At 38.1% G+C, this 21,274-nt stretch carries 15 protein-coding genes, 1 pseudogene and 1 other annotated feature; of the genes and pseudogenes, 6 read left to right on the top strand and 10 right to left on the bottom strand.

Annotated features, from left to right (window positions below; translation table 11 throughout):
• Positions 1-352: 352 nt before the first annotated feature.
• The 4 genes and pseudogenes from IC621_RS16035 to IC621_RS16025 all read right to left on the bottom strand — a co-directional run bounded on the left by IC621_RS16035 (position 353) and on the right by IC621_RS16025 (position 3,577).
• Positions 353-1,584 (bottom strand): annotated as a pseudogene (locus IC621_RS16035) (NAD(P)H-dependent oxidoreductase).
• 523 nt (positions 1,585-2,107) lie between these two features.
• Positions 2,108-2,440, bottom strand: a complete 333-nt coding sequence (locus tag IC621_RS16030; protein WP_191159338.1) for a bh protein — start codon at positions 2,438-2,440, stop codon at positions 2,108-2,110.
• A 290-nt stretch (positions 2,441-2,730) separates the two neighbouring features.
• Positions 2,731-2,964 (bottom strand): sugar-binding domain-containing protein, encoded by a 234-nt coding sequence (locus IC621_RS26870; RefSeq protein WP_263575992.1) that lies wholly within the window; start codon positions 2,962-2,964, stop codon positions 2,731-2,733.
• On the bottom strand, positions 2,930-3,577 hold the full coding sequence (locus tag IC621_RS16025) for a sugar-binding transcriptional regulator (protein WP_318153065.1): 648 nt from the start codon (positions 3,575-3,577) through the stop codon (positions 2,930-2,932). The genes IC621_RS26870 and IC621_RS16025 overlap by 35 nt, the downstream gene beginning before the upstream one ends.
• 452 nt (positions 3,578-4,029) lie before the next feature.
• Between IC621_RS16025 and IC621_RS16020 the strand changes: the two genes are divergently transcribed.
• On the top strand, positions 4,030-4,431 hold the full coding sequence (locus IC621_RS16020) for an NUDIX hydrolase (RefSeq protein WP_224752581.1): 402 nt from the start codon (positions 4,030-4,032) through the stop codon (positions 4,429-4,431).
• 176 nt (positions 4,432-4,607) lie between these two features.
• Here IC621_RS16020 and IC621_RS16015 read toward each other — a convergent pair whose 3' ends face one another.
• Entirely contained in the window at positions 4,608-4,946 is a 339-nt protein-coding gene (locus tag IC621_RS16015; protein WP_224752580.1) for a winged helix-turn-helix transcriptional regulator, read from the bottom strand.
• 15 nt (positions 4,947-4,961) lie between these two features.
• Here IC621_RS16015 and IC621_RS16010 point away from each other — a divergent pair, with 15 nt between their 5' ends.
• The 3 genes from IC621_RS16010 to IC621_RS16000 all read left to right on the top strand — a co-directional run bounded on the left by IC621_RS16010 (position 4,962) and on the right by IC621_RS16000 (position 8,115).
• The gene (locus tag IC621_RS16010) at positions 4,962-5,165 is read left to right on the top strand and encodes a hypothetical protein (RefSeq protein WP_191159380.1); all 204 of its coding nucleotides are present in this window, start codon (positions 4,962-4,964) and stop codon (positions 5,163-5,165) included.
• 674 nt (positions 5,166-5,839) lie between these two features.
• Complete coding sequence (locus IC621_RS16005) at positions 5,840-6,901, top strand: DUF3900 domain-containing protein (protein ID WP_191159336.1); 1,062 nt, start codon at positions 5,840-5,842, stop codon at positions 6,899-6,901.
• Between the two features lie 347 nt (positions 6,902-7,248).
• Positions 7,249-8,115, top strand: a complete 867-nt coding sequence (locus tag IC621_RS16000) for a hypothetical protein (protein WP_191159335.1) — start codon at positions 7,249-7,251, stop codon at positions 8,113-8,115.
• Between the two features lie 103 nt (positions 8,116-8,218).
• Here the strand turns inward: IC621_RS16000 and IC621_RS15995 are convergent, their stop codons facing one another.
• The 3 genes from IC621_RS15995 to lhgO all read right to left on the bottom strand — a co-directional run bounded on the left by IC621_RS15995 (position 8,219) and on the right by lhgO (position 12,253).
• Positions 8,219-9,922, bottom strand: a complete 1,704-nt coding sequence (locus tag IC621_RS15995; protein WP_191159334.1) for a 2-isopropylmalate synthase — start codon at positions 9,920-9,922, stop codon at positions 8,219-8,221.
• 63 nt (positions 9,923-9,985) lie between these two features.
• Positions 9,986-10,209 (bottom strand) — a binding site (T-box leader).
• Between the two features lie 119 nt (positions 10,210-10,328).
• Complete coding sequence (locus IC621_RS15990; protein WP_224752585.1) at positions 10,329-11,015, bottom strand: FadR/GntR family transcriptional regulator; 687 nt, start codon at positions 11,013-11,015, stop codon at positions 10,329-10,331.
• Positions 11,016-11,035: 20 nt separating this feature from the next.
• A complete protein-coding gene (lhgO, locus tag IC621_RS15985; RefSeq protein WP_191159332.1) occupies positions 11,036-12,253 on the bottom strand; it encodes an L-2-hydroxyglutarate oxidase in 1,218 nt (405 codons plus the stop codon).
• A 412-nt stretch (positions 12,254-12,665) separates the two neighbouring features.
• Between lhgO and IC621_RS15980 the strand changes: the two genes are divergently transcribed.
• Positions 12,666-13,943, top strand: a complete 1,278-nt coding sequence (locus tag IC621_RS15980; protein WP_191159331.1) for an Nramp family divalent metal transporter — start codon at positions 12,666-12,668, stop codon at positions 13,941-13,943.
• A gap of 203 nt (positions 13,944-14,146) precedes the next feature.
• On the opposite strand, the gene gltD is transcribed toward IC621_RS15980, so the two are convergent.
• Together gltD and gltB are read right to left on the bottom strand one after the other, a co-directional pair.
• Positions 14,147-15,628 carry a glutamate synthase small subunit gene (gltD, locus tag IC621_RS15975; protein ID WP_191159330.1) on the bottom strand — a complete coding sequence of 494 codons (1,482 nt, stop codon included), beginning with the start codon at positions 15,626-15,628 and terminating at the stop codon, positions 14,147-14,149.
• 16 nt (positions 15,629-15,644) lie between these two features.
• Positions 15,645-20,207, bottom strand: a complete 4,563-nt coding sequence (gene gltB, locus IC621_RS15970; protein WP_191159329.1) for a glutamate synthase large subunit — start codon at positions 20,205-20,207, stop codon at positions 15,645-15,647.
• Between the two features lie 136 nt (positions 20,208-20,343).
• Between gltB and IC621_RS15965 the strand changes: the two genes are divergently transcribed.
• Positions 20,344-21,246, top strand: a complete 903-nt coding sequence (locus IC621_RS15965) for a LysR family transcriptional regulator (RefSeq protein WP_191159328.1) — start codon at positions 20,344-20,346, stop codon at positions 21,244-21,246.
• Positions 21,247-21,274 lie beyond the last annotated feature (28 nt).

The following is a 21,274-nucleotide window of genomic DNA, read 5'->3' as shown; positions in this document are numbered from 1 at the left end:
ATTTAGATTGATGATTGCCTAATAAATATATTTTCACAACCTTAGCATAAATCTCCCTTTCTAGGAGAGATTGTTAAGTTACTCCTTAAATTCAATTACACTACCATCTTCAAACTTAGGAAATACAAATTGGCTAAAATACTGCACCAGACTTGATCGGCTGGCTCAGAAAAATAGATGGATATATGCCCTAATTCCTTTAAGTTTTTATTGCTAGAGAACCTACTTCTGTAATTGTAAATACTTGGTCATCAATTTGAAGTGTGCCGCCTTCTAACACTTTTTCAAAAGAGGTGCTACAAAACATGTTAATAATTATTAGCTTTGCAGCACCCTTTAAAAAAGGTTTCTATTATTCAGTTGGGAATAAGCTATCTTGGAGTGCTCTTAATTTCCATACTGTTGTATTATGATCTAATTCTACATCATCTGTTGTTAAGAAATGACCTGGACAAATATTTCGTTTTGCAACAACATGGCCGCTAATTAAACCAATCGGAATATGTCCGTTTCTCTTCAACTCTTGATGCGTTTCAAGAACACCACGAACACAAAAGCCGCCAATTCCATCTAATGTTTCTCCTGCTTTAATGTCGCGTTTTGCAACGGCAACTGTATCAGAAACAGGTGCACCTAGTGGATGAATCGAAGCATCATGTTCTAGAACCGCTTTCGCAATTGAATTGGTGTTTCTAGGCTCGCTAAGTGATATGGACGATATAAAATATGATGGTCTTCATCACCTTTTTTCAATAAATAATTCATTTCATGTGCTACACCCTCATTTTGTCCTTTTACGATGACAAACACACCAGGTGCTAGACCATCTTTATATTCAACTACACCAAATTTATTTAATACTCCGCCTTTTTCTTTTAGGTCTAAATCTTTTACAACTGAATCCAGGTTTCAACGATTCCGTGCATTCCTACTACATCGGGAACAAATCCAATTGCATTTCCATTGTTTTCGTACCATCCTGGAATGCAGCAAGCATATGTGCTGACATTTTCATCTGATCTGCCTCTTCTTATGCAGTATCAGGATTTGCAGTTACCCGTAATTTATTATTTTTTCCTTTACCGGCAACTAAAACTTCCATTCCCATTGTTTTAGCAAATACAAATAACTCAAGTGTTGCAGCTGGCTCATCCCCTCTGAACCTGTGTAAACTAATCCAGCATTTTTAAACTGCTGATGCATAATCGAACCAATTGTAATATCTACTTCAACATTTAATAAAACAAGATGTTTTTTAGCAATTAGTGCTTCAAGAGTAATATTTGCTTCAACTTCAGGAATACCAGTAGCATCGACAATTACTTCAACATTAGGAGAGTGAATAACCTCTTTGAAATCATTTGATACAACAATTGATCCTTTTTTTGTTGTATGTGGTTGATAGTAATCTTAAGCTCTTTTTGCAGCATCTAAATTGATATCACTAATTCCGGCAACAATCATTCCTGGAATAGTAGAAATTTGGGCAATCATTTCAAATCCCATTTGCCCGGCACCGATAACACCTACCTTGATTGGTTCATTTGCAAGTTTTCTTTCTAAAAGTTTTTGATAAATCGACATTTTCTACATCCTCCCTTTAATCTTTTATAACTTCAACATTCGTTCAACCTTTTAACATAATAAAAATAAAACAACCATGTCATATATTATTAGGTGTAACAAAAATTATGGTTTCAACATTTGTTTGTATTCGGAACAATTGTAAAACAAAGTTAAAGGGAGGTCAACAAAAAATTGGCCAAAATAGTATACCTAAGAGAAATAAATTCGATAACCAAGATACGATTATTACCCGGTAGACAAATAGAGGCTAAAACAGTTGTGATTAAAAAAAGGTAAGGCAAAGATGAAATTCTTTTAAATACAATAAAAATAAAATAGTTGGAGTTTAAATGGGATGTGGAGAAAATTAAATTTCGAAGTTTTCAATAATCGAAGATAAAGGGTAGGTAAAATTATCGTAATTGATGAAAAAAATAGTCAACTATGTAGGATTCTAGGTGGATTATATCTATAAAAGTATGCTCTTCCTAAAAAAAGGAAACCTTAAAAGCCATGATATTAAAATTAATAATTTAATTTATCATTTCTTCTTAAACTGCCTAATTACTTTTCTTGATTGATTTAGATCACTCATTAATCGATACGGTTTACTAGCGGCTCTCATTGGCAGTTTTGATAAAAAGCTGATCAAACCTCTTTTATATTCATGTGTTATTCGCGAAGGCTTTGTTGAAATTCGTTCGTATAATTCTTTATAAAATTCTTTCATAATATCAACTTTAATTTCAACAATATGATGACAATCCTCACATTCTATACTTGTAATTTCATCATTAATATATACAATCATGTGTGGTGTTTCTTCATTGCAATAAGTACAAAAAAGAGAAGCCTCCATCTCAGATCTTTTCACAACGATCCATCTCCCTCTAATATCGAATTGAATTTACACTAGGTAAACAAACACATAAAGAAACTTGTTTTATAACAATCTAATTACATTTATATAATAGCTGTTTTCGCATAGATTGTTTCATTTCACTTTTATATAAACTCCTTTATCATTTGGTGTCGGGGCATCTTTTCTTCAGAGGAATAGCTAATTTTATAATTATACATTATTATAATTAATATTCATTGTGAAAATAAACCTATATAAAATAATTGCATTTTTTAATTAAGATTATAGCAGAATATTAGTAATTATAATTTCTCTAAAATAGCTGCAGCAGTTGCTTCGTCAATTATTAATCCATCAATATAATGACCTTGCAACGCTCCTAAAATACTTTCCAATTTATTTAATCCTTCTGCAACACCAACAACAAATTGAATTTCCTTTAGTTCCTCCAACGTTATCCCAACAACCTTTTCATTAATATTATGATTGACAGATTGTCCATTAATATCGACAAATCGGGATGAAATGTCCCCCAACAGCACCGGCTCTTCTAAATTCCTCTATGTCTTTATCAGTTAAATATCCGATTTTTTTCAATATTGAATCATGATAAGGTGTCCCTATACCGACAAGTGCCATATCTACGCTTTTACCTTCTTCAAGTACAAATTTTACGTCATTCATATTAACTAAGCGTTCTAATTCTTCTGACTCAATGAAAGCCGGAATATAGAGATACGAGCATGCTGCATTCATTTTTTTTGCTAGTTCATATGCTAATTGATTGGAATGAATATCAACATATTGTCCCCCCATGCCTCCGACTAAAGGAACGATTTTCATTTCGGCTCTTCTTTCAAACGGATATTCTTTAACAAACTCTGCCAAGGTAGTTCCCCAGCTGATTCCTATCTTCTTTACGCGTTTTAAGTTTTTTGATACGTAATTAGCCGCAGCCTGACCGATCGCCTTATTAATTAACTCTGATAAGGAGCTGGAAGTAGGAACAACAACATCCTTTAAACCAAACTTTTCTTCAAGTTCTTTTTCTAATTCAACTGTATGTACGCTTTCATCTTTTATAAACACTTCAACAATTCCATTTTCTTTTGCCTTTTGGAGCTGTTTTGGGATAACAGGCCTGGACACACCGACCCGTTTAGTAATCTGTTCTTGAGTTAATCCTTCTATATAATATAAACTAGCGGCGTTTACTAGTTGCCTTCTTTCTTCCCAGCTTAGCTCTCGGCTTTTATTTTATCTACTAACTATATTAAACCAAAGCAGTTTAAACATCTATCTATGACAGAAAACACCTCTCCAAAATAGTTGGGGGCGGGTAATCATTTTAGCTGCTTTATCTCTGAACCTTAGAAATACATGAAGTCTGATGCTTCTGATATCATTTCGGTTACAAAGTAAAGAGACTTTCCCTTTCTTGAATTTTCATGTAACTCATCCTCCTAAAAATTAACAACTCCCTCATAAGGTTTTCTTGTTCTGCAATAATAAATGTATAATTCTTTTTAGAGAAATAGTGGAGGGTAAAATGAAAAGAAAAGATTATTATTTTGATGAAACTGCCCTGAAACCAAATTCAATTGTCCCTGCTGAATCAGCCGTTTTATTTTCTACCAACAAGAATAAGCTACTTCTTCAAAAACGGGCAGATAACTAAGTGGTCCTTACCTTGGGGGAAAGTAGATCCTGGAGAAAATGTTGAAGAAGCGATTATACGAGAGGTAAAAGAGGAAACAGGGTTTGATATTATTGTTCAAAAGTTAACTGGTGTCTACAGTAATCCAAATCAGATCATTACTTATGCAGACGGTGAAGTTCGTCAGCAATTTTCGAGTTGTTTCTTATGTGAAATTACAGGCGGAATAAAAGCAACGAGCGATGAATCGATTGAAGTAAACTTTTTCAGTATAGAAGGACTTGATTTCATCTCAATTCATCCGACACAAAGAATTCGAATAGCCGTCCGACACTTGTCCAAGTAAGGCCAGCAAAGAAAGTATTTTCTAATTTCATATTGACATGTCCAACATTTGTAACCAGATCATCAAACACTTTTCTAATTTCTTCTTCGCTCTCAAACTGCATAATAATATTTACATTTTCACTTTTCGGAATCCGGTTATAGGTTTTATAGCGCTATCCATACTGTTACACCTTCTCAATCAATAGATTGGTTTCTCTTTTTGTTTTCCCTATGATTTAAATGAGCATCCCCCCACTTATAAAGCTCTTCTAAAATAGGTTGCAAGCTTTTTCCATATTCCGTTATGGAATATTCAACTCGTGGTGGAACTTCCGGATAGACCTTTCTACCGATAATATCCTGATCCTCAAGTTCTCTTAATTGATTGGTGAGGATTTTTTGAGTAATACCCTGTATCAATCTCTTTAATTCACCAAACCGTTTAGTTCCTCCGTACAGCAAATGAAACAATATAACAATCTTCCATTTTTCCATCAGAATACTCAAGGTTTCATTTGTTTCTTCACATAACATTTGATTTTCCTTCATTTGGTCATTGAGAAGGAAGATGAAGATGGGGTCTATACGTTTAAACGATACGTAGATGGAAAAATAATCAAGCAAACACATTGGTCATTTGACACGAAAAAAGATGTTCAATTCCATGACTTCGAGCCAGCCATTGACGAATACTTTCAGCCTAAGACCCTTTTTATGAATACATTACGCTGCCAAAATGTGGAAGCTCGATAAAAAACGTAGCCTTTCTTTAGTGAACAATATCCTGAGCATACGGAAAAGTGACGGAGAATCTGAAAAGCTTACACTTTCAAATATAGATGAAATTCAAGAAGTAATAATTGAAGAATTTCAACTTCCAAACTACCAGTAAAAGAAGCTGTTGATGTATTGGAAAGGTTGGGTGTTGATATTTATCAAGAACCTGGGGAAGATCACAGGGTCAACTTAGGATAGACGTACATGCTTAATTATCTTAACCAAAAGTGTTTTGTACCATTTAATTGGTCATTTTTTTTCAAGGATCTTTGAAATTAGAAAAACCGACAATGAAAAAATTAAGTCTTTTATCTTTACATTATTTAGAAGTCCATTTTCCCAGCTGTATCAACTAGAAATTGGGCTTTCTTTCTTTCCTTTTGAAGATCTTATATATAAATAGGTTATTATTTTTAACTCATCATAAAATACCAAATATCAACAGATGAAATTTTTTTCTTGAACTACCAAATGTTCATAAGAGATCGATATTCAATAATACACCCAACTCTTTTTAATAGGTCACGAGTATATTTGGTGAATAAGTTTCTTTTAATGCAACAATTTACTAGAACAAAATAAAATTGACTCATAATCTCCTATTTTCTATACTTGAATAGCCGAAAAAAATGAAATTGGGTGATGAGTTAATGGAATTTGAGATTAAGTTTCTCTCATTTTACGTGGTTCATATAGAAGGAAAAGATGATCAGACAAACAGTAGGTATAAGCATTTTCAAACGTTAAATACGGAAGAATACGAGCAAAGTGCTCTAAAAGATTTTCTTGACGGGGAGTTGAAGAAAATTGTTAAGCGAAAGGTTGAACGTCACCCAAAGTCTGAACAAGTGCCGACAAAACTTGGTCATTTTATTGTTGAACGAGGTCATGAATTAAGTTCAAACCCAAATTACAATATCTTTTCTCGAGTCCTTGTTGCTGAATCTAAAGAGGATTTTAAGAAAGTAAGTGAAGAATTTGTTCGCTCTTACCTTGATACAAGTGCTGTGCGCGGAGGAGCATTTCTAGTTGCTAGGGCCACCCCAAAAAAATATTTTGATGACTCTTTTGCATTTATTATGAAATGTGATTTTGAACCTAAGGTCGCATCAATTGCTGATGAATCAACTCTTATCCGTAATGTCGAAATGGCGATCACAACTAAAAACATGAAATCTATCCAGTATCCTCACATGCCTGAAGAAGGAATGATTGAAGAAGGCGAATTGAAAATCCATCAGGCATCGCACGCTCGTTACTTTGAAGACTTTTTAAAGTTTGTTGAATATGGAGAATCCATGCCTGAAATCATGAAGGCCCAAGTGATGGATATGGTGCAGGAGCATGTGCTGGAATCATATGAGGAAAACAGTCAGGAACGTCAGCAATTTGAGCATGAAATGGAAATTTGGGAAGCCAGTGAAAAGCGGGAGATACAAGAGCGTTTAACAACAGAACAAGTAGTCGAAGCCTCCTCCCATATGGTCGAACAAACTCCTGACCTTGAACTAAAGATGAAGCTCGGTGAGACTTCTATAAAAGGATTGCTTGCTGACTTTGGGGAGAATATTCATTTAGGCAAGATTAATGGACGATATGTATTATTAGTTGAAGCAGACAGCATTCAGTTTGAAAAAGGTGTTTCGCCGATTGAGTTTCATAAGCCAGATGATTTGCATGAGATTATTCAGAGGATAAGTAAGAAAGAATAATATGGGTTTTCCAGCCAATTCTTACCCAATAAGCGAATTAACAAGATCAATACAAAAGTACCTGCTTTTCGCCTCATCAACTTGACCCACTCATTCATCCTTTTAAGGATAAAATGGATAAATCGGTTTCAAAAAGCAACTTCGGATGTAACTTTCACTAAGACCTGGGTCTCTTGAAGTGACTTGAACCATCGTTTCTCAGGTATGTATTCTCCGCTTATAAGACCTTAGACGGAGAACAAAAACATTATTAGTCCCAGTTGGAATTCAATCTTGCGCCGGTAAGATTCGTCATAACCTTCCTGTACTATGAAAGTAATAAATCCTTATAGGAAGGGGATACGAGATTGAATAATAGGGTACTTGGTGATGTAAACCCATTAATCAAGCTTTTTGAAGGAGAGAGATGGCTGGTGCTTACCGGGCTGCTTGGTTTTCTACTTGCAGGGATATGCGGAGTGTGGGTCATACTATATGGGGGATCGGTAGCTCCTGATGGAGATGTTTCGAAAGCCTTCTCCTTTAATGCTGCACTTGGTATGTTTCTGTTGTCAACGGCGGCGATCATTCCGTTATCTGCGATGGGAACAAAAAGTAAGGCTATCTTTCGATGGTCTTATATCATTCTCGCGCTTTATTCTTACTTTGCGGAAACCTTGCAAAATTTTCGCGGCATAAACCCGAGGTTCGTGAAGGACGGCACAACCTTCGATTTCGCTGTTAGTACAGGTTTTACTTTTGTGGCTTTGCTGTTAGTACTGTTTTATCTATTCTTGGGGATTCAATTTTTCCGCAGGAAAGCATATATATTACGTCCGGAGCTTGTATTGAGCATTCGCTATGCAATGATTGCTGTCATGGTCTCGTTTGCAGCAGGTATTTGGATATCTATCAACCAGGGTCGTTTCACTGGCCTCCATGGAAATATCATTTGGCTTCATGGTCTCGGATTCCATTCTCTACAAGCAGTACCTTTTGTCGCTTGGCTGACTGAACGCAAAACGCTTCTTCCTTCGGTACGCATTAGATTGATCCATTTAACAGGCATCGCTTACTTACTTGGATTAGTGGCCATCGGCTGGCAGACGATGCTCGGATACTCCATTCTTAAGTGGTCTGTACTTCCGTTTATTGCCTCGTGCTGTTTCCTGATCTCATTAGCGCCAATGGTTATTATGATTCGTCAACCTTATATAGTTGATAGGAGTTATTAAAATCAACGGGCAGTAATTTCCTCTCTTTGACTTCAGTAGAAGCTTTTAAGAAAGGAGGAGGGAACTGCCCGCTGTTTTAGTCACTTGCTTCAATATTTGCCGCTCATTTTTTTGTCAAGGAAAGATCATTTTCAATTGGAAGCCGTTCGCAGGTCATCATGTTGTTAACTGCACTAAACAGAGCTTTTACAGAAGAGGTCATAATATCTACGTCAATCCCAGAACCCCAATAAACAGCACCATCCTCTGCGGTTAAACCAACGTAAGATACAGCTTTTGATCCCGATCCTATTTCTAAAGCATGCTCCTTATAGACCAAATCTTTATAATGGATCCCCAGTTTAGATTGGAGAGAGTTGCTGATGGCGTCTAGTCTTCCGTTCCCCACGCCTGTAATCTCCTGAACTTCATCATTTATCAGGATGGATACAATCGTTTGGTAATCATCATTTTGAATATATCTGAAATTGATAAACTCGACAGGAGTTTTTATATTCACATATTCATTTATGAAAATGTCATATATTTCATTAGACATAAGCTCTTTATGAAGACGATCCGATACATTTTTAACAGCGTACCCGAAGCTCTCACGCATTTGAAGTGGAAGATCAAGCCCATATTGCTGCTGAAGAAGATAACCGATCCCCCCTTTACCCGACTGGCTGTTAATACGGATGACATCTCCTTCATACTCTCTTCCAATATCCTTTGGATCAATTAATAAATACGGGACCGTCCAATACTCACATTCCATTTCTTCTCTTATTTTCATACCTTTAGCAATTGCATCCTGATGTGAGCCTGAAAATGCAGCGAATACAAGCTTACCTGCATATGGTTGTCTCTCATTAATCCTCATATTTGTGATACGTTCATATATGGCAACAATTTCAGGGATATTTTCCAAATGGAGTTCAGGATCCACTCCATGCGAAAACATATTCAGAGCTAACGTAACAATATCTACGTTGCCTGTTCTTTCCCCATTCCCAAACAGCGTACCCTCGATTCTTTGCCCTCCGGCTAACATTCCCAGCTCCGCATCTGCAATACCGCTTCCTCTGTCATTGTGTGGATGCAGTGATAAGATAACGTTCTCTCTGGAGTTCAGATTATCACTCATGTATTCAATCTGGCTTGCATATACGTGAGGCATAGAAAGAGATACCGTAGCTGGCAGGTTGATGATGATCTTGTTATCAGCTGTCGGCTTCCATACATCAATCACCTGATTGCATATATCAAGGGCAAAATCCAATTCTGTACCTGTAAAGCTCTCTGGTGAATACTGAAATTTGAAGTTCCCCTCGGTTTCAGCAGCATATTTCTTAAGCAATTTTGCACCAGTAACAGCAATATCGATAATTTCTTTCTTGGATTTCTTGAATACCTGCTCCCGCTGGGCCACTGATGTTGAATTGTAAAGGTGCACTACTGCTTTATTCACACCTTTAAGCGATTCAAACGTTTTTCTTATAATATGTTCCCTTGACTGGGTTAGCACTTGAATGGTTACATCATCCGGGATCAAATCTTGTTCGATCAATGTACGCAAAAAAGTATATTCTGTTTCCGATGCAGCGGGAAAGCCAACTTCTATTTCCTTGAACCCTATTTTCAAAAGCAATTGGAAATATTCTAACTTCTCTTCCAGACTCATAGGGACAACCAAAGCCTGATTCCCATCTCGAAGATCCACACTGCACCATAAAGGAGCTTCGGTAATATACTCCTTCTCCGTCCACTTCAAACTTTTCACTGGTGGCATAAAGTAACTTCTGGAATACTTGTCGAAATTTTTCACTTTGCCGTTCACCCTTTCACTGATAATACTTCCTTTGCTTAAAATAAAAAAGCCTATCATCTCATAAGAGACGACAGGCTTTGCCTACGTGGTACCACTCTTTTTGATTCGCATGATAAAACTCAGGCGAATCCACTTAACAACTGGATTACGGTGGTCAACCGTTAAGACCTACATATCAGCCTTACCACTCATGGGCGAGTTTGGGGATTTATTGACTGTCTCTCACCTGCCGACAGCTCTCTAAACAATAAATACTCCTTAATACTCCCATTCATTGTGTTTTCATTTAATTGATTTTTTCCATTTTATAATGAACACAGACAATAATCAACCCATAATTTTCTTATAATTTTCAATCAACCTTGCTCATTATCTCACTGTGCCTTATTCCATTGGTCCAATTTTATAATAATTGAAGTTTCCTTTCTACGTTTTTCAAGTGAATGATTGACTGCACCTTCGCTAGTTCCGGCTCTTCTGCTTCGATCGCTAAAAAAATATTTTCGTGTTCTTTATAGACAATTTCTCTTTTTCTTGCAAGTCCAACATTTTGCTTAAGGGTAATCTCTAATACTTTATTGTAAAGAGTAGACAGGTTTTCCAGCATAAGAATCATTACTGAATTGTGGGTAGCTTGAATAATTGTTCGATGGAATTCAAAATCAGCTTCTCTGCCAGTCTTTTCTTTAACAATAAAATCTTCTTCCATCCACTTTAATACTTCTCGCATTCTTTCTAATTCATTGGCTGTTCTCCTGGATGCAGCTAAAAAAGCCGCCTCTGGTTCTAATATTTTTCGCATTTCAAATAGGTGTTGGATGCTCTCCCCCTCTGCTTTTTGAATGTGAAAATGCTGACTTAGTGAACTTGGGATAATTTCTTCAACATAACTTCCTCCACCTTGCTGAGAAGAAATGAGACCCATAGCTCGTAATACACTTAAAGCTTCCCGAATAGGCATTCGACTAACACCGAACAATTCAGCTAATTCCAATTCTGTAGGAAGTTTTGAGCCTGGCGGAAATTTTCCATTCTCAATCATAACTAGTAATTCCCGTGATATTTTTTGTGATACTTTCTCCTTTTGCATCAAGTTATTATCTTCCTTCTTCATATATATTTGGGAAAGACATTTAAAGCAGGCGGTTTCGGAACCTGTTCACATATAGCCCTGCCAATAGAAATTGAAGCAGTTGCCGCAGGTGAAGGCGCATTTAAAATATGGATAGAACGTCGATTAGAATCAATTAAAAAATCGTCCACCATACTTCCATCCTGCTTAAGAGCTTGTGCTCTCACACCTGCATGTGTTGGCACTATATCGTTCTCAGTTAATTCTGGAATAAGCCTTTGCAAACTGCGTAGAAATGCTTGCTTACTAAAGGAACGAAACATTTCGTTTAAGCCTTCCTTCATATTTGGAACTGCCATTTTCCAAAAACCTGTGTACGTCATCACTTCAAAAAAGTCTTTGAAGTTAAAATCTGTTTTTTTATAGCCTTCTCGTTTAAAGCTAAGCACAGCATTAGGTCCTGCATGTACCTCACCATTTATCATTCTGGTGAAATGAACACCAAGGAAAGGGAAGTCAGGATTCGGTACAGGATAAATAAGATGTTTAACAAGATGTTTTTTATCTGGCACTAATTCATAATACTCCCCTCTGAATGGGACAATTTTCGCTTCAGTGCCCAAGCCGCTCATTTTTGCCACTCGGTCACTTTGTAGTCCGGCACAGTTAATTAAGAAGTGAGATTTAAATGTGCCCCGATTTGTTTCAATCGTAATTCGATCACTTTTCTCATTAATCTTCTCCACTTTTGTGGCAAGATGCACTTTTCCTCCCCTTTCTTGGATAAGACGGGCAAAGGTTTGAGAAACCCCCTTGTAATCGGCAATTCCACAGCTTGGAACACGTATGGCACCAATTCCTCTAACATGGGGTTCAACATCTTTTAGTTCTTCCACTCCAATTTTCGCTACATTCAATCCATTCTGCAACCCTCGTTTATATAAGTTATCCATAAATGGCAGTTCTTCTGGATCTGTTGCAACGATTACCTTTCCACACACCTCATATTTGATCCCATGTTTTTTACAAAAGGTTATCATGGCCTCATTTCCCTCACGTGCAAATTTAGCTTTATAGCTGCCCGGCTTATAATAAATACCAGAATGAATAACTCCACTATTATGTCCGGTTTGATGGTTAGCTAGTGTACGTTCTTTCTCTATAATAGCAATTTTTGCATGTGGGTAACACTCACTAAGTGCATAGCCAGTCGACAGTCCAACGATTCCTCCACCAATTATTAAATAATCATACATTGCTCTTAATCTCCTTCTCCATAATTTATAATACAAATATTGCAATCATAAAAAGTATAGACAAAGTTAATGTGTTTTTGTATGCTAATTTAAACAATTTATTCTAATTTACCTTAATTCTATGACCTAACATCAAGAAAATCAAGAAAAATAAAATAAGTTGTAATACAAATAAAATGATTGTTGTATTACAACTGAATGAAGTTTAGAATTAAGTAAAATCATCCGAGGGGGTATAAAATGATAAAATCTTGAGAAAAGGCAGTAACCATATGCAAATTATTCTATTCTTCTACTAATGATTGGACTTATAACAAATAACCCATCAAGCTGATACAAAATGGAAGCGGATTCAATACTCAGAAATATTAATTTTAATTTTGTAGCTTTTTATACAGGAGGAGGTATCACAATGATTCCAGAAGTTAAACCGGAGCAGATCACGGTTCCAACGCCCCCAAAAACTATAGGTCAAAAACTCAAAAATGTTGGACCCGGCTTTGTAACAGCAGCAACAGGTGTTGGTACTGGTGATCTAATTGCTGCCCTTGTGGCGGGAGTGGGATTCGGAACGACGCTTGGCTGGGCAATTATTTTAGGGGCTTTATTAAAATTTTATTTAACAGAAGGTATTGGACGCTGGCATTTAGCAACAGGAAAAACTATTTTAGAAGGTTGGCATTCTTTGGGACGTTGGGCAACTGGCTACTTTGGTATTTATTCGATTATATGGGGATTTTTATATGGTGCTGCGGCCGCCTCTACATGTGCTCTGATGATGACGGCAATGTTTCCAATTATGCCGTTATGGGCATGGGCGATCATTCATTTACTTGCTGGGTTTGCACTCATATGGACTGGTAAATACATCATTTTCGAGCGTGTCATGCTCGTCCTGATTGGCATTATGTTTGTGACAGTTGTTGGCACAGCAGTCGTGTTGCTGCCTGATATCGGAAGTATTTTAAACGGGATTCTTGTACCACGGTTAGAATCAGGATCATTCTTACTAGTACTGGGCTTAATTGGCGGTGTAGGCGGGACGATTACGATGGCGTCATATGGCTATTGGCTTCAAGAGAAAAAGTGGAGAGGGAAATCTTGGATCTCCATGATGAGAGTGGATAACTCTGTTGCATATATTGTGACTGCTATTTTCACCCTGTCGTTATTAATTGTTGGGGCTGAATTTTTATTTGGATCAGGAATTAAAGTTGAAGACGAACAAGGGCTAATTACACTGTCTGTCATGCTTGCAGATGAATTTGGCAGTATTGTACAATGGATGTTTTTGCTTGGAGCTTGGTCTGCAGCTTTTTCTTCACTGCTTGGCGTTTGGAATGGTGTCCCATATCTTTTTGCCGATTTTGTTCGAACATTGCGTAGAAAAGAAAATGTTTCTGACAAACCTGTATCAGAAAAAGATCCAGCCTATCGTTTTTATTTAATCTGGTTAACTTTCCCTCCAATGCTGCTGCTCTTCCTTGGTAAACCAGTTGGTCTTGTCATTATCCATGGAGCCCTTGGAGCCATATTTATGCCGTTTCTCGCTTTTACTTTAATCTGGCTCTTAAATTCAAAACGGGTAGATATTGATTATAAAAATGGCTGGGTAACAAATGCTGTATTAGGATCTTGTATACTTTTATTTATTGGTTTGGCAGTGGTTCAATTTTCTTCGATGTTTTAATCAATTTTTATCTAAAGGGCAATGTCAGGAAAATAAAGAATTTCAATGTTTTGCGTTTTACGGCATTAAAATCCCAAATTTTATCCATATGAAAGATAAAATTGTACAAAAAAAGGACAGTGGGCGATTCAAATGCCCACTGTCCTTACCTTAGTCAATGATAACCTGAGCTAAGCAACATTAAAATATTTAATAACCGTTTTTTATGGTAAATTCGAACTTCCCATCAAGTAACGATCTACTTCACGTGCTGCTTCCCGACCTTCATTAATTGCCCAAACGATTAAGCTTTGGCCTCTTCTCGCATCACCTGCGGCAAAAACACCGTCTATATTTGTCTTGTATTCACCATAGGTGGCTTCGATTTTATGGTTTGTTGCTTTGACACCGAACTTTTCTAATAGAGGTTGCTCCGTTCCTTCAAAACCAATTGCAATAAACACGTGGTTTGCAGGCCATACTTTTTCTGTTCCTGCTATTTCGTTGAAAACGAAATGGCCCTGTTCATTCTTTACTTTTTCCATTTGGATTGTATGCAGTTCTTTTACATTACCATTCTCATCTGACACAATCTTTTTCGTTTGGATTGAATACTGACGCGGATCTTTTCCAAACTTTGCTTCCGCCTCTTCATATGCATATTCGAGTGTGAAAACATTCGGGAATTCCGGCCACATATTATCTGACGTTCTTGACAATGGCAGGATTGGATGTTTGCCGAATTGCACGACACTACGGCAGTTTTGACGAAGAGCTGTTGCGACACAGTCAGCACCTGTGTCACCGCCTCCGATCACAATAACATCTTTTCCTTCAGTGTCGATATACTTTCCATCCTCAAAGTTTGAATCTAAAAGACTCTTCGTAGAGGTTGTTAAATAGTCCATCGCAAAGTGAACACCGTTTGCTTCGCGGCCTTCTATTACTAAATCCCTTTGTTTTTGCGCACCTGTACAAAGGATGACAGAGTCGTATTGTTCCTGAAGCTCTTCAGGAGTAATATCCTTTCCGATTTCTGTGTTTGTAACAAATTCGATGCCCTCTTGATTTAACAAATTGATTCTGCGTTCAACAATTTCTTTTTCAAGCTTCATATTCGGGATTCCATATGTGAGTAATCCTCCCGCACGGTCTGAACGCTCATAGACTGTTACTGAGTGTCCAGCTTGGTTAAGCTGATCAGCACTCGCTAAGCCTGCAGGACCTGAACCGACAATAGCGACTTTCTTTCCAGTCCGTTTCTCTGGAATGCGTGGTGTAATCCAGCCGTTTTCGAAACCCTTGTCAATAATCGTACGTTCAATACTTTTAATAGCAACAGCCGGGTCAGAAATCGCCACCGTACAAGAACCCTCACATGGTGCAGGACAAACACGTCCTGTGAACTCAGGAAAATTGTTTGTTTTTAATAACCGATCCAGCGCCTCTTTCCATTTGCCGTGATAAACTAAATCGTTCCATTCAGGAATTAAGTTGTGAATTGGACATCCGGTTGTAACTCCTTTTAACTCCGTGCCCATATGACAGAAAGGAGTACCGCAATCCATGCAGCGAGCTCCTTGTCTGCTTAAAGTTTCATCAGAGAAAGGGGCTGAATATTCTTTCCAGTCGGCAATCCGTGTGCGAGGATTTCTTTCTTTTCCCTTTTCACGCGGATAATCTATAAATCCTGTTGCTTTTCCCATCTTCCTCTCTCCTTTCCTACAACACTACTGCTTCTGTACTTTTTTCACTTGCCGGTGCTTGTTTTTGTTTATTTGTACTTGCTTGAAAAGCATTCATAATTGCTTTTTCATCTGTTACGCCAGCTGCTTTTTCGTCTTTAATGCGGTCGAGCATTCTCTTATAGTCTTTTGGAATAACTTTAACAAATTTATCAGCTACCTCATCCCAGTTCTCTAAAACATAAGCAGCTTTTGAGCTTCCAGTGTTATTAAAATGATTGAAAATCATCTTCTTAAGTGTGCCAGCATCTTGTTTATTTTCAAGCGTTTCAAACTCAATCATCTCTTTGTTGCACAACGCTTTAAACTCATCATGGTTATCAGCTAATACATAGGCAATACCGCCTGACATACCTGCACCAAAGTTTTTGCCGACTTCACCTAAAATAACGACATGTCCGCCTGTCATATATTCACAGCCATGGTCGCCGATTCCTTCAACAACCACGTTTACACCACTGTTACGAACGGCAAAACGTTCTCCTGCCCGTCCGTTAATATACGCATCACCGTTTGTAGCACCATAAAATGCAACATTCCCGATAATAACATTTTCACCTGATTCAAGGGTAGCATCTTTTGGCGCTGAGACAACCAATTTACCGCCTGATAATCCTTTACCTACATAATCATTGGCATCTCCTGATAAATATAATGACATCCCTTTTGGTACAAATGCCCCAAAGCTTTGTCCGGCAGAGCCAGTAAAGCGAAGTGTAATTGTATCGTCAGGTAATCCTTTTTCACCAAAGCTTTTTGATACCTCACTACCGACAATTGTCCCTACAACACGATTGGTATTATTAATTGGGAAAGACACTTCAACAGGAACCTGCTTTTCAATTGCTGATTCCACAGCCGGTAATATTTCACGTAAATCAAGCGACTCGTCAATTTTATGATTTTGAGGTGTTTTAAAAGTCCGCACACCTTTAGGTTGATAAAGAAGAGTCGATAAGTCTAAATGCTTCGCTTTCCAATGGGCTTTTGCACGGTCACTTACTTTCAGAACATCTGAACGGCCCACCATTTCGTCCATTGTTTTAAAACCAAGCTGAGCCATAATCTCACGCACTTCTTGAGCAACAAAGCGCATATAGTTTACGATATGATCAGGATCTCCAGTAAACTTTTCACGAAGTTCAGGATTTTGAGTTGCTACTCCAACCGGACATGTATCTAAATGACACGCACGCATCATAACACACCCTAAAACTACGAGTGGAGCAGTAGCAAACCCATATTCTTCAGCACCTAAAAGTGCTGCCATGACAACATCCTGGCCTGTCATTAGTTTCCCGTCTGTTTCTAAAACAACTCGATCGCGTAAGCCGTTAAGCATTAGCGTTTGGTGTGCCTCTGCCAAACCAAGCTCCCACGGAAGACCAGTATGTTTGATGCTTGTTTTTGGAGACGCACCTGTTCCTCCGTCATAGCCGCTGATAACAATGACATCTGCTGCACCTTTAGCAACACCAGCAGCAATTGTCCCAACGCCTGCTTTTGCTACAAGCTTAACGCTGATTCTTGCATCACGGTTGGCATTTTTCAGATCATGAATTAGCTGTGCCAAATCTTCGATTGAATAAATATCATGGTGCGGCGGCGGTGAAATAAGACCAACACCAGGTGTTGAGCCGCGCACATCAGCAACCCAAGGATACACTTTATTTCCAGGAAGCTGTCCGCCTTCGCCAGGTTTCGCTCCTTGAGCCATTTTTATTTGCAGCTCATCGGCATTGACAAGGTAATGGCTTTTCACTCCAAAACGACCTGACGCTATTTGTTTGATGGAACTTCTGCGAAGATCTCCATTTTCATCTGCCGTATAACGAGCTGAATCTTCTCCGCCCTCACCGCTGTTACTTTTTCCGCCTAAGCGATTCATTGCAATAGCTAGTGTTTCATGAGCTTCTTTACTTAGAGATCCAAACGACATTGCTCCTGTTTTAAAACGGCGTACAATTGATTCAACGGATTCTACTTCATAGATTGGTATTGCTGGCCGTGATTCATCATAAGAGAATAAGTTACGTAAAAAACCGATTCTCTCTTCATTTGCAGCTTGAGAATATTGTTTAAACAAATCATAGTCATCTTTGCGGCATGCCCATTGAAGGGTATGAATTGTTTTCGGATTAAACGCGTGATGTTCCCCTGTTTTTCGCCATTGGAAGTCACTGCCTGACTCCAATGTTTCGTCGATTTGATCTGCATATGCATCTTTATGACGGATCAACGCTTCTTTTGCGATGGTATCAAGTTCAATTCCACCGAGCTGTGATGCTGTTCCGGTAAAGTAACGATCAATAACATTAGAACTAATTCCAACGGCTTCAAAAATTTGTGCACCACGATAGCTTTGTACAGTTGAAATTCCCATCTTAGACATAACTTTTACGATACCTTCAGTAACACCTTTAACGTACTTGCTTACTGCTTCTTCATAGCTGGTTGATAAATGGCCTTCTGATATAGCCTGTTTATATGTCGCAAAAGCAAGATAAGGGTTAATAGCATCGGCTCCATAGCCGATTAAGGCAGCAAAGTGATGAACTTCTCTAGCTTCCCCTGTCTCAACAATAATGCTTACCTTCGTACGTTTTCCTTTACGTACAAGGTGCTGATGTAATGCACTTGCTGATAGTAATGACGGAATTGGTGCCTCTTTTTCTGTCAAATTACGATCTGACAAAATGAGGAGGCTGACACCTTCTGAGATTGCTTTTTCTGCTTCTAGAAAGACTCGTTCTAATTCAGTTTCCAAATCTTCTGTAAAGACAGTTTGGATGGTCTGGCTCTTAAATTCCGGGTACACGTTTGTTTTTAACTGGGCAATCTCTGCATTGGATAAAACAGGCGAATCAAGTTGGATTCGGCGACAATTATCTTCATTTGGATGGAGTAAGTTTCCTTCAGCTCCAAGCAATGTCATTGCCGAAGTAACGATTTGCTCTCGAATCGCATCGATTGGCGGGTTCGTTACTTGTGCAAATAATTGTTTAAAGTAGTTAAACAAAGATTGCGGACGGTCTGATAATACCGCAAGCGGCATATCATTTCCCATTGAACCCAGCGGGTCTTTTCCTTCGGTTATTACTGGAATTAAATATTTATGAATATCCTCATACGTATAACCAAACGCTTTTTGCTGCACTACTAAGTCTGTTACTTCTTCTTCTGTTTCTTGCAATTGATCATTTAATTTTATTAGTTGTCCATCCAGCCACTTTTGATATGGGAAGGCTTGTGCCATCTCTGATTTGATTTCCTCATCGGAAATAATGCGTCCTTCTTCTAAGTCGATCAGAAGCATTTTCCCTGGACTTAAACGATCCTTATATAACACATTTTCCTGCTCGACATCAATAACCCCGACCTCTGAGGAAAAAATAATATAATCATCTTTAGTCACATAATAACGCGCTGGACGTAGACCATTCCGATCTAAAATCGCACCAATTTGTTTTCCATCCGTAAACGAAATCGCCGTTGGGCCGTCCCATGGTTCCATAAGACAACTGTGATATTCGTAAAATGCTTTCTTTTCTTCTGACATATGTGGATTTTCTGCCCAAGGCTCAGGAATCATCATCATGGCTGCATGGGCAGGCTTACGACCTGCCATAACAAAGAATTCAAGTGCGTTATCAAGGATTGACGAGTCGCTTCCTTCTGAATCTAAAATCGGGAGAACCTTTGGTAAATCTTCTCCAAATGCTTCAGAAACAAACTGCTGTTCACGCGCTGTCATCCAATTCATATTCCCTCTAAGCGTGTTAATTTCGCCGTTATGAATGAGATAACGATTTGGATGTGCTCTTTCCCAGCTCGGAAATGTGTTTGTACTAAAGCGGGAATGAACTAATGCAAACGCTGATACAAATTCCTCATCCTGTAGATCCATATAAAAAGCATCTACTTGATCAGGAGTCAGGAGGCCTTTGTAGACAATTGTTCTGCTTGAAAGACTTGCAAAATAAAAACGCTGTCCACGTTCTTTTGCCCATTTTTCAGCCTGTTTTCGAATGATATATAGCTTTCGTTCAAAAATTGATTCATCTTTAATGTCTTTGTTCGCACCGATAAATACTTGGCGAATGACAGGACAGCTTTCTTTTGCAACTGGTCCAATTGTTTCGATATTTACTGGGACGTTTCTCCAACCAAGGACAGTCTGTCCCTCTTGTTCAATATATGAATTTAAACGAGCCTCAATCTCTTTTCTCTCGTCATCATCGTTTGAGAAAAAGATCATTCCAACTCCGTACTTGCCTTTTTCAGGCAAGTTCATTTGGTCACATTTTTCTTGGAAGAATCTATCTGGAATTTGGACCATTAGCCCTGCGCCGTCTCCTGTTAGCGGATCGCTTCCTTGTCCGCCGCGATGGTCTAATTGACAAAGCATTTGTAGTCCTTTTTTAACAATGTCATGTGTAGCATGCCCTTTAATATGAGCGTATAAGCCGATCCCACATGCATCGTGTTCAAATTCAGGACGGTAGAGACCTTGTGCTTTTGGTATTTGATTATAAGTCATAATTATCTCCCCCGTAAGTTTACTCTTTACCGTTAATGGTCACTTGTTACTATTGTACGTTTTCAAATCAATGCAAACAATATATAATTTAGATTAAAACAATCTAATTTTGAGATAAGTAATCGGAGGAATGAAAATGGAGCTTCGTCAATTGCGATATTTTATGGAAGTTGCTGAAAGAGAACATGTCTCTGAAGCAGCAGAACATCTACACGTGGCACAGTCGGCAATAAGCAGGCAAATTGCCAATCTTGAAGGCGAACTTGGAGTGAGTTTATTTGAACGAGAAGGCAGGAATGTAAAATTAACTCCTATCGGAAAGATCTTTCTAAAACATACAAAAACAGCAATGAAGGCAATTGAATATGCAAAAAAACAAATTGACGAGTATTTGGACCCTGAACGCGGAACGATCAGAATCGGATTCCCAACAAGCCTGGCAAGTCAGCTGCTTCCAAATGTCATTTCGGCTTTTAAAGAAAAGCATCCAAACGTAGCTTTTCAATTACGGCAGGGTTCTTATAAATTTTTAATTGAAGCAGTTAAAAACCGGGAGATTGATTTAGCTTTTCTCGGACCTGTCCCAAAGAACGACCCTGACATTGCAGGCAACATTTTATTTACCGAAAACTTTTCTGCGCTACTTCCAACATCACATCCTTTATCAAAAAGAAGCAGCTTGAACCTTAGTGATTTGCGAACCGATGCCTTTGTCTTATTTCCTTATGGATATGTACTTCATAAGATCGCAGTTGATGCTTGCAAACAGGCTGGATTTACACCAAAAATCTTATCAGAGGGAGAGGATTTGGATGCGATTAAAGGCCTGGTTTCAGCAGGCATTGGAGTGACAATTTTACCTGAAAGTACATTTTACGAAACAACTCCACGCTTCACTGTAAAAATACCAATTGAAACGCCGCAAGTAAGACGATCTGTCGGAATCATAATACCAAAAAACAGGGACATTGCTCCTTCTGAAAAAGTATTCTATCAATTTGTAAAAGAATTTTTCTCAATGTTGGAACAGTATCAATAGATTTATTTTAATGCCAGAGCAGACTCAA

The organism is Metabacillus arenae, from assembly GCF_014773385.1.
Lineage (GTDB): Bacteria > Bacillota > Bacilli > Bacillales > Bacillaceae > Metabacillus_D > Metabacillus_D arenae.
Note: the sequence above shows the minus strand (reverse complement) of the source record. Positions and strands in the feature narration are given on the sequence as shown.

Bases quoted from the DNA above. Each gene is read 5' to 3' on its own strand.
- IC621_RS15990 (WP_224752585.1), bottom strand. From the start codon at position 11,015: ATGCAAAAGGAGAAAGTATCACAAAAAATATCACGGGAATTACTAGTT.
- IC621_RS16015 (WP_224752580.1), bottom strand. From the start codon at position 4,946: ATGTTATGTGAAGAAACAAATGAAACCTTGAGTATTCTGATGGAAAAA.
- IC621_RS16005 (WP_191159336.1), top strand. From the start codon at position 5,840: ATGGAATTTGAGATTAAGTTTCTCTCATTTTACGTGGTTCATATAGAA.
- IC621_RS15980 (WP_191159331.1), top strand. From the start codon at position 12,666: ATGATTCCAGAAGTTAAACCGGAGCAGATCACGGTTCCAACGCCCCCA.
- IC621_RS15965 (WP_191159328.1), top strand. From the start codon at position 20,344: ATGGAGCTTCGTCAATTGCGATATTTTATGGAAGTTGCTGAAAGAGAA.
- gltB (WP_191159329.1), bottom strand. From the start codon at position 20,207: ATGACTTATAATCAAATACCAAAAGCACAAGGTCTCTACCGTCCTGAA.
- gltD (WP_191159330.1), bottom strand. From the start codon at position 15,628: ATGGGAAAAGCAACAGGATTTATAGATTATCCGCGTGAAAAGGGAAAA.
- lhgO (WP_191159332.1), bottom strand. From the start codon at position 12,253: ATGTATGATTATTTAATAATTGGTGGAGGAATCGTTGGACTGTCGACT.